At 45.2% G+C, this 15497-nt stretch carries 17 protein-coding genes; 4 read left to right on the top strand and 13 right to left on the bottom strand.

Going from position 1 to position 15497, the window contains the following annotated elements:
• Nucleotides 1–9 precede the first annotated feature (9 nt).
• Complete coding sequence (locus CAN90_RS12805) at nucleotides 10–387, top strand: hypothetical protein (RefSeq protein WP_085834188.1); 378 nt, start codon at nucleotides 10–12, stop codon at nucleotides 385–387.
• Between the two features lie 92 nt (nucleotides 388–479).
• Here the strand turns inward: CAN90_RS12805 and CAN90_RS12810 are convergent, their stop codons facing one another.
• Nucleotides 480–671, bottom strand: a complete 192-nt coding sequence (locus CAN90_RS12810) for an alpha/beta-type small acid-soluble spore protein (protein WP_085834189.1) — start codon at nucleotides 669–671, stop codon at nucleotides 480–482.
• Between the two features lie 115 nt (nucleotides 672–786).
• Nucleotides 787–1335 (bottom strand): hypothetical protein, encoded by a 549-nt coding sequence (locus CAN90_RS12815; RefSeq protein ID WP_085834190.1) that lies wholly within the window; start codon nucleotides 1333–1335, stop codon nucleotides 787–789.
• Nucleotides 1336–1564: 229 nt separating this feature from the next.
• On the opposite strand from CAN90_RS12815, the gene CAN90_RS12820 reads away from it, so the two are divergent.
• Nucleotides 1565–2011, top strand: coding sequence for a cell wall hydrolase (locus tag CAN90_RS12820; protein ID WP_085834191.1), 447 nt, complete (start codon nucleotides 1565–1567; stop codon nucleotides 2009–2011).
• A 15-nt stretch (nucleotides 2012–2026) separates the two neighbouring features.
• Nucleotides 2027–2587 (top strand): hypothetical protein, encoded by a 561-nt coding sequence (locus CAN90_RS12825; protein WP_242953658.1) that lies wholly within the window; start codon nucleotides 2027–2029, stop codon nucleotides 2585–2587.
• Nucleotides 2588–2672: 85 nt separating this feature from the next.
• Here CAN90_RS12825 and CAN90_RS12830 read toward each other — a convergent pair whose 3' ends face one another.
• The 10 genes from CAN90_RS12830 to efp all read right to left on the bottom strand — a co-directional run bounded on the left by CAN90_RS12830 (nucleotide 2673) and on the right by efp (nucleotide 13070).
• On the bottom strand, nucleotides 2673–3833 hold the full coding sequence (locus CAN90_RS12830) for a cobalamin-independent methionine synthase II family protein (RefSeq protein ID WP_085834192.1): 1161 nt from the start codon (nucleotides 3831–3833) through the stop codon (nucleotides 2673–2675).
• A gap of 300 nt (nucleotides 3834–4133) precedes the next feature.
• Nucleotides 4134–5621, bottom strand: coding sequence for a glycoside hydrolase family 10-like protein (locus CAN90_RS12835; protein ID WP_085834193.1), 1488 nt, complete (start codon nucleotides 5619–5621; stop codon nucleotides 4134–4136).
• Between the two features lie 180 nt (nucleotides 5622–5801).
• Nucleotides 5802–6236, bottom strand: a complete 435-nt coding sequence (locus tag CAN90_RS12840) for a 2-thiouracil desulfurase family protein (protein ID WP_085834194.1) — start codon at nucleotides 6234–6236, stop codon at nucleotides 5802–5804.
• 71 nt (nucleotides 6237–6307) lie between these two features.
• Complete coding sequence (locus CAN90_RS12845; protein WP_085834195.1) at nucleotides 6308–6922, bottom strand: Type 1 glutamine amidotransferase-like domain-containing protein; 615 nt, start codon at nucleotides 6920–6922, stop codon at nucleotides 6308–6310.
• 331 nt (nucleotides 6923–7253) lie between these two features.
• Nucleotides 7254–9113: a polysaccharide biosynthesis protein gene (locus CAN90_RS12850; RefSeq protein ID WP_242953659.1), complete on the bottom strand. Its 1860-nt coding sequence runs from the start codon at nucleotides 9111–9113 to the stop codon at nucleotides 7254–7256.
• Between the two features lie 184 nt (nucleotides 9114–9297).
• Nucleotides 9298–9909 (bottom strand): ABC transporter ATP-binding protein, encoded by a 612-nt coding sequence (locus tag CAN90_RS12855; RefSeq protein ID WP_085834197.1) that lies wholly within the window; start codon nucleotides 9907–9909, stop codon nucleotides 9298–9300.
• On the bottom strand, nucleotides 9906–10667 hold the full coding sequence (locus CAN90_RS12860; RefSeq protein ID WP_085834198.1) for an ABC transporter permease: 762 nt from the start codon (nucleotides 10665–10667) through the stop codon (nucleotides 9906–9908). Before CAN90_RS12860 ends, CAN90_RS12855 begins: the two co-directional genes overlap by 4 nt.
• Nucleotides 10664–11713, bottom strand: a complete 1050-nt coding sequence (locus tag CAN90_RS12865) for an ABC transporter substrate-binding protein (RefSeq protein ID WP_085834199.1) — start codon at nucleotides 11711–11713, stop codon at nucleotides 10664–10666. The genes CAN90_RS12860 and CAN90_RS12865 overlap by 4 nt, the downstream gene beginning before the upstream one ends.
• Nucleotides 11714–11898: 185 nt before the next feature.
• On the bottom strand, nucleotides 11899–12339 hold the full coding sequence (locus tag CAN90_RS12870; protein ID WP_085834200.1) for a CD1247 N-terminal domain-containing protein: 441 nt from the start codon (nucleotides 12337–12339) through the stop codon (nucleotides 11899–11901).
• 173 nt (nucleotides 12340–12512) lie between these two features.
• Nucleotides 12513–13070, bottom strand: coding sequence for an elongation factor P (gene efp, locus CAN90_RS12875; protein WP_085834201.1), 558 nt, complete (start codon nucleotides 13068–13070; stop codon nucleotides 12513–12515).
• A 412-nt stretch (nucleotides 13071–13482) separates the two neighbouring features.
• Between efp and CAN90_RS12880 the strand changes: the two genes are divergently transcribed.
• Nucleotides 13483–14217 (top strand): flagellar brake protein, encoded by a 735-nt coding sequence (locus CAN90_RS12880; RefSeq protein WP_085834202.1) that lies wholly within the window; start codon nucleotides 13483–13485, stop codon nucleotides 14215–14217.
• A 163-nt stretch (nucleotides 14218–14380) separates the two neighbouring features.
• Here CAN90_RS12880 and pta read toward each other — a convergent pair whose 3' ends face one another.
• A complete protein-coding gene (gene pta / locus CAN90_RS12885; protein ID WP_085834203.1) occupies nucleotides 14381–15352 on the bottom strand; it encodes a phosphate acetyltransferase in 972 nt (323 codons plus the stop codon).
• Between the last annotated feature and the right edge of the window lie 145 nt (nucleotides 15353–15497).

Raw genomic sequence — 15497 nt, forward strand, 5'->3', positions numbered from 1 at the left:
TGATTCCTTTTGAAAAAATTCGTCAGTCTTGCCGTGTGTACCGTATTGGTCCTGGTCGGCCTGATGCTGATTGCACATTTCAGTCCTCAGGTGAGCGGCAATCTCGCCCCTTCTGCAGCAGAAAATCAGATTCATTTTACCTCAAATGCCCCATCAAGTCAAGAAAACGGTAACCTGCCTGCCATGGCGAGCCAGCAGGGCGGCTTTTGGGTGAGGAGCTATGACGGTAAAATCGGGATTTTTAAAAACGAAGAGAATACCCCGTTTGAGATAATAGACGTGGATGTTTCTTCTCTTCCACAAACCGACCAACTATTACTCGCAACCGGGATTAAAGCAGATTCCGAATCGGACCTTCAGCGCATTCGAGAAGATTATGAAAGCTAAGAATGATTGATTTGTTTTTAAAAACCTCTCCTCCTTAAAAAATTGGAGCCTCATATCCGGTTGGATATGAGGCTCCTTTCATTTAGCAGATTTTATTTCATGTTCTGCTCATAGGACTGGATCATTTTCTTAACCATCTGGCCGCCAACGGAGCCAGCTTCTCTGGATGTTAAATCGCCGTTGTAACCCTGCTTGAGGTTTACGCCAACTTCAGAAGCAGCTTCCATCTTAAACTTATTCAGTGCCTCACGAGCCTGAGGAACAACATTCTTATTGCTTGCCATAATAAAATACACTCCTAATCTTTTTTTTAAATAATTTTTTGTAAAACTCTTTGTGCGTCTGCAAAGTTATTGTGTGCCATCAAACATTTTTTATAACTGACAATTTTTTGTAATATTAAAAAAAATATCCATTTTCTGAATCGATGCCACACAATAGGCATACAGCGCAGGCAGCCAGCAACGAATACGTTCCAATTTCATTTTGCAAAACCACGGTAATGTCTTTTGGCTCTAAGATTTCATCGGTAAGGGTACATAAGCTTCGCAAAAGGCTTACACAAGCGCTACCATCCGTAAGGCTGGCAACACTGAGCGTATCTTTGGAAGAAGTACCGCATGCCACCGGAATCACAGGTTCGCCCAAAAGCTGTTCGGCTGCCTTTTCACAGCGCGAACTAAACACAGCAGATATTCCATAAGGGAGCTCTCTTTTCCCCGCGCTGGGTGTAAAGCTGTTTTTGAACACTAAAATGGTGTTTGGTGTGTTGATCACTGGCAGTCTTTCGCAATCGTAAATACAAAAAACGCCCGGCGCTTCACCGGGAATACTTTTCAAATACGTTCCGTTAAAATACTGCACCCGACCATGCCGGCACAGAGCTTTGAGCAGCACCTGCGAAAGAGCCGTATCGCTCTGTTTACCACACAATACAATGGTTTTCATGCTCCCCCTCTTTTCTTTGCTAACTGTAAAACGCAAAATTTGCCATATGCCTATAACCGCATCCATTTTGATTCAAAAAATGAGATTACGGTACTGATTAGTATAATTCTTCCACTGCGGTTTATGTGGGTTTGCTGCTAAAAAAGTATTTTGTGTCAGAATCAAAGTACAACCATATACTGTGTTAAGGCTATTTTTCGCAAATTGTATCAAACAAGGAATGAGCTATATGCCCTATAATGAAAGAGAATTGCTCGCAAGGCTGATAAAATGCGAAGCCGGTGGCGAAGGCGATACCGGAATGAAAGCGGTAGCTACCGTAGTGGCAAATAGAGCCAACGTTCCATACGGCGAATTTTTTCGAGTCAGCCAAGGCGGCAGCATCCGTAACATCATTGAACAACCCGGCCAGTTTACTTGCATGATGACAACGGTAGGAGGACAATACAACGCACAAAATATCTATAATATGGATCCAGAAGAGATTCACTACGAAATCGCAGACGCAATTATTGCTGGCGATTTATTTTCCGGCATAGGCAACAGCCTATTCTACTTTAATCCATTTCGTCCTACCTGCCCAAGTTCATTCCCACCCGGAGGCGTTGGTGCCTTTTACAGCCATATTTATCAGCATTGCTTTTACGCGCCCACAGAAAAATACAAACTCACATAATGAGGTGACGACACCATGAATCAACCAAACATGGGGTACAGTGCGGTTTATTCCCAATCTGGCCCTTGCCCATCCTGCGGAATGGGTGGATGGCCGCAGGCCGCTGCACAAAATATGCAGCCCACCACGAGTGCGCAGGCTCAAATGGCGGCTCAAATCCCGCCACAGACCATGCCCAATATGACTCCCCAAATTACCACTACACCATACCAGCAGGTAGATTTTCAACAACCCGCTGGCGCATCTCCCTCTGCGTCACTTACGCAGGGAGCTACCACCGGTCCGACAGGGTTTGTACCCAACTCTCCACCAGAGAGCTTTTCCGGTGCAATTACAGACCTAACACAGCCCATGCCAATGACAGTAGAAAGCCTGCAATATTTAAACGGATTCCTGCGCACCCAAATTGGGCGCCGGGTTCGCGTTGAATTTTTGCTTGGCACAAATACCATGACAGACCGCACGGGCACATTGCTGGGTGTTGGCGCAAACTATATTCTAATTAACGAATCGGATTCGGATGACCTTTTGGCATGCGATTTTTACAACATTAAATTTATACGTTTTTATTATTAACCAAAGTGTTTCAGTTCATAAAAAGCTGGGTTTCCTTTAAAAAAAGAAACCCAGCTTTTTTTGTATCATAGATTAAATTTTTAAATTATTCTCCCCAAAATGCTAGGGCTATTTTCTGGCCTTGGTCAATTTTCGCCCACTGCTCTTCATGTGTGAGCTCATTGCCGCAGTCGCAGGAGGCAAATCCACACTGGTGAGATAACAATAGACGCTCTTTTGGGATGATTTGCGCTGCCTCATTGAGCAAACGCAATACACGCTCTTCATCATCCAGCGTATTCGTTTTACTGGAAAGCAAACCAAGCACAATGTCGGTATTTGGTTTTTCTTGGAATACGGCGAGTGCCTCCAAAGAGCCTGCTCTGTCGTCATCCCACTCTAAGAAGAAGCGGTCATATTTGAGCTGCTTTAAGAACAGATTCGCAATTTTGAGGTACGAACCGCCTCCCATATTGCGGGAATCGTAATTGCCGCGGCAGTTATGCGTCCACATTTGCAGGCCAAGACTGTGCCCATAATCAATCACGGTATTGTTAATGTCGATAAACTCGGATGCCAAGGCATGAACCGTAGCTTGATCCACATTCTCTCCCGTGTAAGGGGAATTGGGATTGTCGTCTGCAAAAAGCTCCCACAAGCAATCATCCATCTGCAAAATCTTCCCGCCTGCTGCGGCAAACTCCGCAATAAACTCGTTGTATGCCTTTACTAAACCCGCTTTAAGCTCCTGCGTGGTAGCATAGACGGAATCTTTCCCACCAATATTATCCGACCAAGAGAGTTCCCCGAAAATGTGGGATGGCGAGGGGATGCAAAGCTTTGTTTCTTTTTCTCCTGCAATGGATTGCAAACGCTTAAACACCTCTATGAAATGGTGGTTCTTACCGCTTAGGGGCGCAGTAATGCGCAACCCAATGTCACGGCGTGTTTCGTATTTTTGGGTGTCGTCTTTATCTCGGAAGAAATAGCCATGGTCTGCAATATAGCGGCTCACGCCTTCAAAGCCCCAAACAAAATCCAGATGCCACATCGATTTTGAATACTCACCGTCTGTTATTATCACAAGGTCATGCTGTATTTGCTGTTTTACAACCTCTTTGGTTGCCTCAAGCTCGCATTGCTCATAGCCTTCAAAATCGGAGTAGAATGGGTACGTAATGTCATCCCGCTCTTCGATTTGATGTTTGTAGCCCAATAGGTTTTGGGGGCGCAGTAAACTACCGACCGTGTGGAATCTTTTGCTCATTGTGAAGCCCTCCCTAATACTTTTGTTAACCTCATTATAATATATAAGTAAACATATATGGTAACTCTTATTCTCTATACACTGTTATAGCTATTAGCTATACCTTTTACTCTTTTTAAACGATTACTTATACTGTATTCGTTTTTTTCTCATAACATGCTGGTTAACTTAAAACATCTTTAATTAGCTACCGGAAGATTTCACGTAAGTATATGCACTTCAATACCTAGTTTATATTCTATGATATAAGGCTAAAAAAGAGGAGCGGTTATAAAACCGCTCCTCTTTTTTACACGCTGCTTAAGATAATCGAAGCAGCTTTTTTACTTGATCCATTTCAGTACGGGTCTGGCTGTTCTCTAAATAGGCCGCGGAATACAACATAAAGCCATTGGAAGCAAGGCCTCTGCTCTTCTGAATCTGGTATGCCATAACAGAGCTAGGCGTTAACCATGTGCCGCCATCCACATTTGAGCCAGCTTTATACAACGCCAGGCCAAAATACAGCTTTACATTTTGGTTCGATACCAGCTTGCGCCATGTTGCCGCCGTAGATTCAAACGGCATTACTGTATGGCTAGAGTTCACATAGAGCTGCGGGCAAAGGTAATCCACATACCCGGTTTGGCTTCCCCAAGTGGCAACATCAGCACCCATATTCCGGTTGTTTTGAAGATTTGCCTGTGGGGAGATTCCAAACAATACGTTGGGCTTTGTTTGCTTTACCGCTGTGTATACCTGAGAAACCAGGGTGTTAATATTTTGTAGGCGCCAGTCGAGCACCGGCAGAGAACTTCCGCTTGCTTGATACGATTCACTATCTATCGAAGTGGCGGTTGTGGGGTAAAAATAATCATCGAACTGAACGCCGTCTACGTCATAGTTTTGAACAATTTCTCGCACACCGGATGTAATAAGGTCACGCACCTCAGCGACACCGGGGTTATAATACCATTCGCTGTTCCAGCTCATTGTCCAATTCGATTTGGAGAAATCATTTTTCCACTGTACCGCAGGGTTATCCGAAGAAAAAGAGCTTGGTAACGATTTCAGCGAAATGCGTAGCGGATTCACCCAAGCATGGAATTTCAGGCCCGCACGGTGAGTTGCCTGAACCATATAAGCAAGTGGGTCATACCCCGGTGCTTGCCCCTGTGTACCGGTAAGCAAGTGCGACCATGGGTAATAAGAAGACGGGTACAAAGAATCCCCAAAGGGACGCACATGAACAATCACGGTATTCATCCCGCTATTTTTCGCTTGAGCAAGCAGTGAATCGTACCTTTTTTGGAACGCTGCCTCGCTATGGTCTGCCTGTGAGCTCATATCAAGGCTCATGTAGGGAATCCATACAGCGCGCATTTCTGTTTGGGAAGAGGCTGTTCCAATTACAGTAATCGCTCTGCACGCTTCCCCTTGCTGTTTTACGCCCTTTGTAACCGTAACCCGCACCGAGGCGTGAACACCATACACCTCAGAGGTAATATAGGTCGTTCCCTCCCGCAGTGCAGTAACACGGTAGCGATCTGTTCCGGCAATGCGGCTTACCTTTGCCACGGAGTCACGAGAAGAATAGACCCGTACATCCGACTGGCTGGTGTTCGTACCGCTAACGGCCACCCTAACATCGTAAAGATTACCGGGTGCCATTTGGTAGCTTCTGGTGTCCATCATTAGCGTGTGAGCTGCTGTGCTTTGCTGTGCCCCTGCCGGAACTGCTGACAGCACCAGTACTACGGCGGTCATTAGCGCGGCTAAGCATTTTCCCCATACAGGTCGCTTTTTCATTACATTTCTCCTCTTGCAGTTTGGGCCTGACTTGTTAGCGCAGTCATACCGTCTTTTTCCATGGATTATTTTACATTGGATTTATTTCCATTATAAAGACAGTCTAGCCCCTCCACAATAGTAAATATGCAATTACCAATAGTTACCTCCAACTCCCGCCAGAACTGGAAAACTGCAAACTCACTCTTCGGGGATCGTTTGTAGTTCCGAGGGCTCAATCACCCGAACACCATTTTTGATTAATTCAGCGGCAAATACGCCTTGCCCGGGTATCAGCTTACCAGTAAAGGTACCGTCATAGATTTGGTGAACGCCACAGGTTGGGCTCCTTGGCTGAAGAATGGCCAAATCGATTGTCCCATCCCCTATTTTTTGAAGGGAAAGCCGAACCCCTTCCCGGAAAGCCTCGTCCAAGTCGTTACCTTGATTATCAAACACTCGTCCATTTACAATTTCACAGCTATTACGCGGTGCTCCTAAACCAGCTAATAACTCGGGGCAAATAAGAATCGCTTCTTTCCCCTTTAAGAACTCCATTACCTGTTCATCGTAATTATTGCCACCGTTGTATTTACAGTTTTCGCCTACCAAACAAGCGCTTACCAAAACCTTCATTTCTATCTCTCCCCGGGATTCTATCTGCATCAGCCCTTTTCAGCAAAGCGAAAAATTACTGCCTTGGTCTTTTATCCCACAATTTTAACGTCGCTGCCGTCCACAAGGATGGCCTGCGCATTTGTAATTGTCTTTAACGGTATTTTTTCATTGTAATTCGCAACAATTTTTTCTACTACTTTTTGAAACGGGAAACTATTTTGATGCGGCAAAGGATAAAATCCGACTGCATTTAGAGCATCAAAACTTGTTAATTCTTGAGCCTCTTTGCAATCATCCATCTGTTTTACATATTCAATGTTGGGAGCCAAAATCAAGGAACCGGCTGATTCCCCAATGTATAGCTTTCCAGCTTCTATTTGCTCAACGATTTGCTTATCTGCACCAACTCTGCGCAGTTCCTGAAGCAAAAAGAACGTATTCCCACCCGAAACATAAATAAAATCGTTCTTTTGCAGCTTTTCAATAATTTCAGATGGAGTTGCTGTCGTAACCTCCAGTTCATCTACCGTTAGCCCCATTTTTTCTAAAGCTTTTTTACCGGACTTTACAAAAAAATTGACCTTCTCATGTAAAGCGGCAGTCGGAATAAATGTGACGGTCTTTCCCTCCAAGTCATTTGGGATAAACTCTGGCAAAAATTTCGCAACATCCTGAAAAGACGAGCACAAAAACAACTTTTTCATAGAACTGTCCCCTTTTTTAATTAATTTCCTTTTACTCCCGTGTATTATTGAAATCTTTGTTTAAGAACGGAAGTTACATTTTTGATACGCTTTGGCTTTAATATATAAAAATAGTACAAATGAGAATGATAATGTCATGTCTGCGCAATGGAAATGCGGATTATTTGCATTTCATCTGCTCCAAAATCGGTTGTAATATGCATAAAACTCTCGTTTTTATCTTATTGTATAATTTTACCATACCCATCTTTGAATTTCTACACCGCCATTAATAAATATTAAAAAAGAGCCTGCGGCCAAAAGCCACTAGCTCTTTTCGTTAGCAAAAGCTTTATTCTTCTGTCTCTTCCTCCACCTGTGCAAGAGCATCGCTCTTCTCCGCATGGCCGCTGTAGGTTGGCACCAAACGATGAATGATTTCCATCATCTTTACGTTGTTAATGCCCGCACAGTGGCGAAGGTCATCCAGCTCGCTGAGGAACGTTGCCTCGTTGAATGGAATCGGCGTGCCGATGTAAATCAGCTCATGAGAGGTTTTTGCGCAGCCGCCCTCACTGTCGAGCAACAGCTCTTCAAACAGCTTCTCGCCGGGGCGTAGACCGGTATAAACAATTTTAATGTCTTGGTCTGGCTCATAGCCCGAAAGACGAATCAAATTACGTGCAAGGTCTGCAATTTTTACAGGCTGACCCATATCGAGCACAAAAATCTCACCGCCCCTTGCCATACCGCCCGCTTGAAGAACCAAGCGCGCTGCTTCGGGAATCGTCATAAAATAGCGAATGATGTCTGGGTGGGTAACCGTTACCGGTCCGCCAGAGGCAATCTGCTTTTTAAACAATGGGATGACACTGCCGTTACTGCCCAGCACGTTGCCAAAACGAACAGCCACGTAGTCTGTTTTGCTGTTACGGCTAAAGTACTGAATAATCAGCTCACAAATGCGCTTAGTAGCACCCATTACGTTTGTGGGATTTACCGCTTTATCGGTAGAAATCAATACCATGCGCTTTACACCGTATTTATCTGCCGCTTTTGCCACATTTAATGTGCCAAACACATTGTTTTTTACCGCTTCGCCAGGGCTTAGCTCCATTAAGGGCACATGCTTATGCGCCGCCGCATGGAACACAACGTCTGGGCGGCAAACCTCAAACACATGGTTCAGGCGGCTTGCGTCGCGTACAGAACCAATTAAAACCTCTAAATTCAGGCGCTTAAAACGCATTAATAGCTCATTTTGCAGGTCATACGCATTATTTTCGTAAATATCGAATATGATAATTTTCTTCGGATTAAACAGTGCAATCTGGCGGCACAGCTCAGAGCCAATGGAGCCGCCACCGCCGGTTACAAGAACCGTTTTATCTTTAAGATAACCGCAGATTTCATCAACATCCAGTGTAATTTCATCTCGCCCTAACAGGTCGGTGATCTCCACATCGCGAATGGATTTTGTATCTACGCCGTTCTCCAAAACCTCACTGTATTCTGGTACGGTTTTCAGTTGACAGCCCGTTTTGGAACAGATATGCAGTATTTCCTGCAAATCCTTTTTTTTCGAAGTTGGTATCGCAAGCAAAATTTGATCTACATTGTAGCGAGTTGCCATGCGTACAATGCTTTCACGGCCACCTACTACCTTTACACCATGAATGCGGCTGCCGCGCTTGGCACGGTTATCGTCAATTGCCGCAACGGGTATACCACTGGTTTCAGGCGCGCTTTTCATTTCTTTTATAATCATAGAGCCGGTTTCACCTGCCCCAATAATCATAACACGGTGGAATTCTTCCTTGTCCTTGCTTCTTGCCATTTGGTTCTTTTTTCTTGCTCTACGCATCAGACGGAAGCTAAAGCGTGAAAAACCAACAAATAAAAGCAGTAAAATACCACCCATTACATACACCGTAAATGGGAAACGTTCTGGATTAAACAAGGTATAGCCCAGCACAAGCAAAAGTACACTGGCAAAGCCTGTACCAAAGCAAATCTGAATCAGCTCATCTACACTGGCAAATTGCCACATGGTCGTATAAAACTTTGCAAACGTAAAAACTGCAACACAAATAACTGCCGCCCAAGGCATAAAGCGATGGAAAGCATCCACATAATTTGGGGTAATATTATTATCCAGCCGCAGAATAAACGCAATCCAATAGCTGGCATAGACACACACGATGTCCAACATTATTTGCAACACCGTGTAAAAAAAACTAACCCTTTTACTCTTCATGTAAACTACTCCCGAATGCCATTGTAAAATATCAACTCATAGAGTATATCACAATCAAACAACAAAAGAAATATGAAATTCGTGAATTCGACGACTTCCGATACTCGCTTTCGTTCTATTATTCCGAAAACGAACCATATTATTGCAGAGAGCACTTTTGCACTCCTACCACTCGCAGTGGCGGACCCTCTAAAAAATAAATGATGTCGGAAAGCCGCTCCGCTTCCTCTTGATTGTGAGTAACTAAAATGTTGAGTGCATTTGAAAAAGATTGCTTTAACAGCTCTGCCATCTCTTGTGAGGCTGCATAATCGAGTGCATGAAACGGTTCATCGAGCAAAAATACATCGCCACCAAATGCAAGAGCGCGCGCAAAAGACACTCGCTGCCGCTGCCCTCCTGAAAGCTCCCTTGGGTACTGCCCGGCATACGAAAGCAGTCCCACGGCAGACAGCCACTCGCGTGCGGTTTTCTCACTTCCCGCAGGAAGCACCAGCTCTATGTTCTCTTGTACAGTGGACCAAGGCAAAAGTCGGCTCTCTTGAAATACATACGATATTTTCTTGCCCGAAAGCCCTAACATACTCCCACTTTCTGGCTTCTGAGTTCCCGCGATACAGTTAAGCAATGTTGTTTTGCCACAGCCGGAGGGGCCAAATAGGCAAACGGTACCGGTGTCTGGCAATTCCAAAGAGAAATCTTTTAACACGGTGCGCTCCGAGAACCGGAGGTTTAACTGTTCCAGCTTCAACGTTTCCCCTCCCCCCAAGGTATGCGGCGAAGACACACCAAAAGCAGCCGTTCCAATGCCACACTCATCACGATGACCACAACCGTCCACGCGAATAGGTCGGTAGTATCCAAGTAGATTTTCGCACCGTAAATACGACCGCCAATGGACTCTCTTGTATTTGCCAAAACCTCCGCCGCAACACCGGCTTTCCACGCCAAACCAATCCCCGTTGTAAATGCCGCCGCCAAATAAGGCATTACCGTTGGAATATAAACGTGCCGCAATGTTTTCCACCAGCTCAAACGAAAAACGTGTGCCATCTCCAGCAGTTCACGCTCCGTTGAGGCAACCCCTTGGCACACATTGCTAAAAACAATGGGCAACACAATAAGACCCGCAATAAATGCCGGTACTTGAGGCGTCTGAATCCAAACAAGCGCCAGTATAATAAAAGAAGCAACCGGTGTAGCCTTTACCGCACTCAGCAGCGGGTAAATGAGCTCATATAATAAATGAAACCGGCTGCAAAGTGCCCCAAACGCAATTCCCAGAAATGATGCACACAAGAAGCCAAGCGCCACATTATAGAGCGAAACACCCGCAGAAAGCCAAAAATCTGCCTGCTGTGACAATGTAATAATACGAAGCAAAGTCTGGGCAGGAGACACCAACAGTATCTCCTGTCCCACACTTTGGTAAAGAAGCTGCCACACGGCAAGCCAAAACACTGCTACGCTCAGTGTACGCACCACACGAGGAATAACCGCCCTACTCATCCGGCATTATTCTGGTAATAGAAGTCATCCTTCGGAAAAGCACCGCCAATGGATTTGGGATTGTAGTTCGAAAGAACCTTGAGGAAATCTTCCGCTTTCACACGCATATCTTCTCCTGCGATGAATACAATGTTGCAGTTGGGGATTGCTTTTTGCGCTACCGCGGCAGGCATAATCCCGTATTTTTCAGACAAAGCACCTGCCGGCTGTGGGTTTTGATTCACATATTCAACCGACTTTTGGTACTCCGCCAAAAAGCCGTTGAATGCACCGCGATTCTGTTCTGTATACTCACTGCGTACAACAAGTGCACCCATGGTAAGAACACTCGCACCTTGGTCGGCCTTTTTCACAGCGGCATCCCATTCCGTTGTAAAATTCAAGGCGGGTTTCAGCTTTGCATTTTTGGTGGTTACCTGTGTTACAAACGGCTCTGGCAGAACTGCCGCCGTAATTTTACCTGCCAAAAGCTGCGAGGCCACCTCGCTATGCTCGGTAAGGTATTGTACCTTTACATCGTTTTTCAGACCGTTTGCCGATAAGATATAATCCAAAGCATATTCGGGCACAGCACCTTGACCGGAGGACACAATGCTCTTGCCCTTTAGGTCTGCAATGCTCTTTATGCTTTCATCACTGGTGACCAAATATAAAATCCCCAGTGTATTAATTGCGGCAAGCTGCACTTTGCCATTCGTTTTATTGTAAAGTGTAGCCGCAAGGTTGGTAGGAACAGCGGCGGCATCTAGCTCACCGGAGACGAGCTTTGCCACAACCTCATCCGGGCTGCCAGCAACGGTAAAGCTATATTCATTGGCAGCCGTTTTCTGGCTGTTGTTTTCCATAACCTGCAGCATACCAAGACCGGTCGGGCCTTTGAGCACACCTACGCGCAGTGCTTTCTTCTCCACAGTAGCGGATGCCATACTGCTCTCTGGCTGAACAGCCGCAGAGGAGGAAGCAGCCGGCTGGCTAGCGCAACCTGCACTCAATGCCAGCACAAGTGCAGACAAAACGAAACCTGTGATTCTTTTCATCATGTTCATGAAATCCCTCTTTTCCATCTCTTGTTCCTATTTTGCAAACCATTTTGTATTGCCAAAGCCAAGCTTTCAGGAACCCACTTATACTATCATCAAACTATCATCAAATTGTTTTCTGCCATCTTTTCACGAAAAAACCGGTGCACACGGCACCGGTTTTCCCAAAGTAGGTTTGTCCCACTTAAATATCAGTGGTGGTGATGCTCACAGCCGCAACCGCAGCCATCTTCGTCTTCCTCCACAAGGCCTTCCAAATCGAACTCCAGGTTTTCACCGCAGCTCGGGCAATCGATATGGCCTTCATTGATGATGTCCTCTGTCAAGCAAAGCGTTTCGTTGCATGCCGGGCAGGTTACCTCGTAATAACAATCATCGTCATCAGCATCATATTCCTCGTCTTCATCCTCGTCGCCGTAGAATTCCTCCTCCAGCGTACCCAGATCCTCGTCAACAGCATCGAGCTGATCTGCCAACTCTTCGTGATCCGCCTCAATATCCGCCAAGGTCAGCGCAATATCATCCAGCAAATCAATAATTGCATTGAGTACCTTAACCTCTTTCTTGTCCGTATCCAGCTCAAGACCCTCGGTCAGGCCACGGATGTAAGCCACTTTCTCTGTGTTGGTCATAATGATGCCCCCTTTTCATTAATATATCATATATCATCAAGCTTGCCAAAAAGATAAACCGTTTGGCAAGCGGATGATTCCATGCTCTTTCAGCGCCCAAAGCGTTTGCTTTTGCCTGCACCGTAAAGCAAAATAAATGCCCGCACAACGTGATAATCAATAAAGATTATGCGTTATGCACGCTCCATATATTCACCGGTTCTGGTGTCAATACGAATCATTTCGTCCTGGTCAATGAACAGCGGCACACGAATAACAGCGCCGGTCTCCAGTGTAGCAGGCTTAGTTGCATTGGTTGCAGTGTCACCCTTAAAGCCGGGGTCTGTTTCGGTAATTTGCAGCTCAACAAAGTTGGGCGGCTCTACCCCAAACACATTGCCCTTGTAAGAGAGAACCTTACATTCCATATTTTCTTTTACAAAACGGAAGTTATCACCCAAAACAGACTTATTAATCGGGATCTGCTCATAGGTCTCATTGTCCATGAAATAGTACAGATCACCGTCGCTGTACAAATACTGCATGTCCTTGCGCTCCACAAAGGCAGTGGGATATTTATCATTGGGGTTAAAGGTTCTTTCTGTCACAGCTCCGGAGATTACATTTCTAATCTTGGTACGGACAAACGCCGCGCCTTTTCCAGGCTTGACGTGCTGGAATTCTATAATGGAGACAACGTTGCCGTCCATTTCAAAGGTCACGCCATTGCGAAAATCGCCTGCTGATATCATGGGTTCTATTCCTCCAAATTATTATTTACTATCCCATAGTTTATAATATTTTTTCCCGTTTTTCAAGCATTATCTGATAAAGTTTAGAAAACACGACGTTTCCATACGCTTTTCACGAATTCTTTTATAAAAAATATTTTTCATTCTTTTCTTAAATTAGATAGTGCGATTGCATCGCGCATGGTATAATACAAAAAGAACCAAAATTTTACTATAATCGATACATCTTGCACTTGCGTGCTTTCCATATCCTTTCTGTATCTAAAGTCAATGAACTGTAACTTTTCTTATTAAGAGGCTACGTATCACCCGTTCCTGTATATCTTCATACCATAAAAAATAAATGGAATTAAAGGCACTCTGAGAATTGCTCAGCCTGCATTCCCATTCAATATGGGAAAGGAGAACTTTCATGAGATCATCCTATATCAACCCAGGTGATAAAATCAACATCAGCGTTAAAGTTAGTGACGGCCCCAAGCGTTCTTACATGAGCTATATTGACACCATTGTAGATGAGCAAACCCTATTAATTTATACTCCCATTTTTAAAGGGCAAGTCATTCGGCTTACCACCTTTGAGGATTATGAGTTTATTTTTTACGCGCAAACCGGGCTATACCGAACCGACGGCAAGGTTCTTGCAAACTACGTAGAAAATAACGTAGCCATTGTGAAAATACAAATCGGTAAGCTGGAATCCATTCAGCGCCGTGAGTTCTACCGCGTAAATACTACCTTCGATTTTACATATACCCGCCCCATGCTTGGAGCGGATGCAAACGGAGTACTCCCTGTGCACTTTGCTACTGGTGAAAATATTAGTGGAGGTGGGTTGTGTTTTCTTTCGCCTACCCTACTTTCCGAAGAAGAGCCCATTGACTGTACCCTACCGCTTAAGGACCATATGATTGCCGTAGAAGCAATTGTTCTGCATGCTGGTTCACCGGATGAATCCAGAGAGCTGTATGGTCAATACGAATACCGCTCCCGTTTCTTCTTCCGCGACAAGCGCGATCAAGAAGCCGTGATGCAATACGTGTTCGAGAAGCAGCGTGATATTTTACTCCGACGCAAAATGCAGTTTGAAGCCTCCGATTCTGTTGATGAGAGCAGCAGCGCCAGCACGCCGCCACGGCGCCGGTAAAAGCCACTTCTATAAAACACAAATCCCTTTGGTTCGCCAGAGGGATTTTTTGTTCTCTTATATTCTATTTCTTCTCTATTTTTTCAATTAAAAGCAAATAGCTATGAAAAAGCCACTGTACCGTATTGGTACAGCGGCTTTTCGGTACCACCGAAGCGCAAAATTACTTTTGTGCAGCGGTGATGATTGCCATTTTATAGACTTCCTCAGCATTGCAGCCTCTGGAAAGATCGTTAATCGGAGCATTGAGACCTTGCAGCAGCGGGCCGTAAGCTTCGAAACCGCCCAAACGCTGGCCGATTTTGTAACCGATATTACCGGCATCTACATCCGGGAAAATAAAGGTATTGGCATGGCCGGCAAGAGTGCTTCCCTTTGCCTTGGTTTTCGCAACCTCGGGAGAGAACGCAGCGTCAAACTGCAATTCGCCATCCACGGGGAAATCGGGGTTTGCTTCCTTAACCTTAGCCGTAGCATTCTGCATTAAGGTAACCGAATCGCCTTTACCAGAACCAAAGGAGCTGTAAGAGAGCAATGCAACCTGCGGGTCAATACCGAACAAGCGGGCAGTGCGAGCAGTCTCCATAGTGATTTCAACCAGCTCATCTTCGTTCGGCGCAATGTTGATTGCGCAGTCACCCATTGCATACTTCTCTTCCTTACCGTCTTTCACTCGGTACATAATAAAGCAGCTTGAAACAATTTTGTTGCCGGGCTTTGTTTTAATCAGCTGCAAAGCAGGCCGAACCGTGTCTGCTGTTGAGTAGGTTGCGCCACCGAGCAGGCAATCTACATAGCCGATTTTTACAAGCATGGTTCCAAAATAGTTGCCTTTGGCAAGTGCAGCTCTGCAGGCATCTGCATCCATTTTGCCTTTACGCAGTTCCACCATTTTGTCTACCATTTCGTCGAATCTCTCGAAATTAGCGGGGTCTACAATCTCAATCCCCTCAATGTTAAAACCGCCTTCTTTTGCGGCGGCTTCAATCTCAGCCGGGTCGCCGAGCAGCACCGGCACGAGAATCCCCTGCTGATGAAGACGAACGGCCGCACTCAGAATCCTGGGTTCCGAACCTTCTGTGAACACAAGTCTTCTGTTTTTGCCCTCCAGCTGTGCAATCAGCTCTTCAAACATCTCACTTTTCCTCCGTTACATACATATTACAGCCCACATCCGTAGACTTCTGCGTTCTTTATTATACACCGTGCAAGTTGACAATATCAACACTCTTTTGACTATTTTGAGACGGAAAAGCATATTATGACTGTTTTTTACGTGT

This window comes from Clostridium merdae (genome assembly GCF_900176635.1).
In the GTDB taxonomy this organism is placed as follows: Bacteria; Bacillota; Clostridia; order Oscillospirales; family Acutalibacteraceae; genus Faecalispora; species Faecalispora merdae.

What these genes read in the sequence shown, in the direction of transcription:
- CAN90_RS12810 (WP_085834189.1), bottom strand. Translation starts at nt 671, where the DNA reads ATGGCAAGCAATAAGAATGTTGTTCCTCAGGCTCGTGAGGCACTGAAT.
- CAN90_RS12815 (WP_085834190.1), bottom strand. Translation starts at nt 1,335, where the DNA reads ATGAAAACCATTGTATTGTGTGGTAAACAGAGCGATACGGCTCTTTCG.
- CAN90_RS12820 (WP_085834191.1), top strand. Translation starts at nt 1,565, where the DNA reads ATGCCCTATAATGAAAGAGAATTGCTCGCAAGGCTGATAAAATGCGAA.
- CAN90_RS12825 (WP_242953658.1), top strand. Translation starts at nt 2,027, where the DNA reads ATGAATCAACCAAACATGGGGTACAGTGCGGTTTATTCCCAATCTGGC.
- CAN90_RS12830 (WP_085834192.1), bottom strand. Translation starts at nt 3,833, where the DNA reads ATGAGCAAAAGATTCCACACGGTCGGTAGTTTACTGCGCCCCCAAAAC.
- CAN90_RS12835 (WP_085834193.1), bottom strand. Translation starts at nt 5,621, where the DNA reads ATGAAAAAGCGACCTGTATGGGGAAAATGCTTAGCCGCGCTAATGACC.
- CAN90_RS12840 (WP_085834194.1), bottom strand. Translation starts at nt 6,236, where the DNA reads ATGAAGGTTTTGGTAAGCGCTTGTTTGGTAGGCGAAAACTGTAAATAC.
- CAN90_RS12845 (WP_085834195.1), bottom strand. Translation starts at nt 6,922, where the DNA reads ATGAAAAAGTTGTTTTTGTGCTCGTCTTTTCAGGATGTTGCGAAATTT.
- CAN90_RS12850 (WP_242953659.1), bottom strand. Translation starts at nt 9,113, where the DNA reads ATGTTGGACATCGTGTGTGTCTATGCCAGCTATTGGATTGCGTTTATT.
- CAN90_RS12860 (WP_085834198.1), bottom strand. Translation starts at nt 10,667, where the DNA reads ATGAGTAGGGCGGTTATTCCTCGTGTGGTGCGTACACTGAGCGTAGCA.
- CAN90_RS12865 (WP_085834199.1), bottom strand. Translation starts at nt 11,713, where the DNA reads ATGAACATGATGAAAAGAATCACAGGTTTCGTTTTGTCTGCACTTGTG.
- CAN90_RS12870 (WP_085834200.1), bottom strand. Translation starts at nt 12,339, where the DNA reads ATGACCAACACAGAGAAAGTGGCTTACATCCGTGGCCTGACCGAGGGT.
- efp (WP_085834201.1), bottom strand. Translation starts at nt 13,070, where the DNA reads ATGATATCAGCAGGCGATTTTCGCAATGGCGTGACCTTTGAAATGGAC.
- CAN90_RS12880 (WP_085834202.1), top strand. Translation starts at nt 13,483, where the DNA reads ATGAGATCATCCTATATCAACCCAGGTGATAAAATCAACATCAGCGTT.
- pta (WP_085834203.1), bottom strand. Translation starts at nt 15,352, where the DNA reads ATGTTTGAAGAGCTGATTGCACAGCTGGAGGGCAAAAACAGAAGACTT.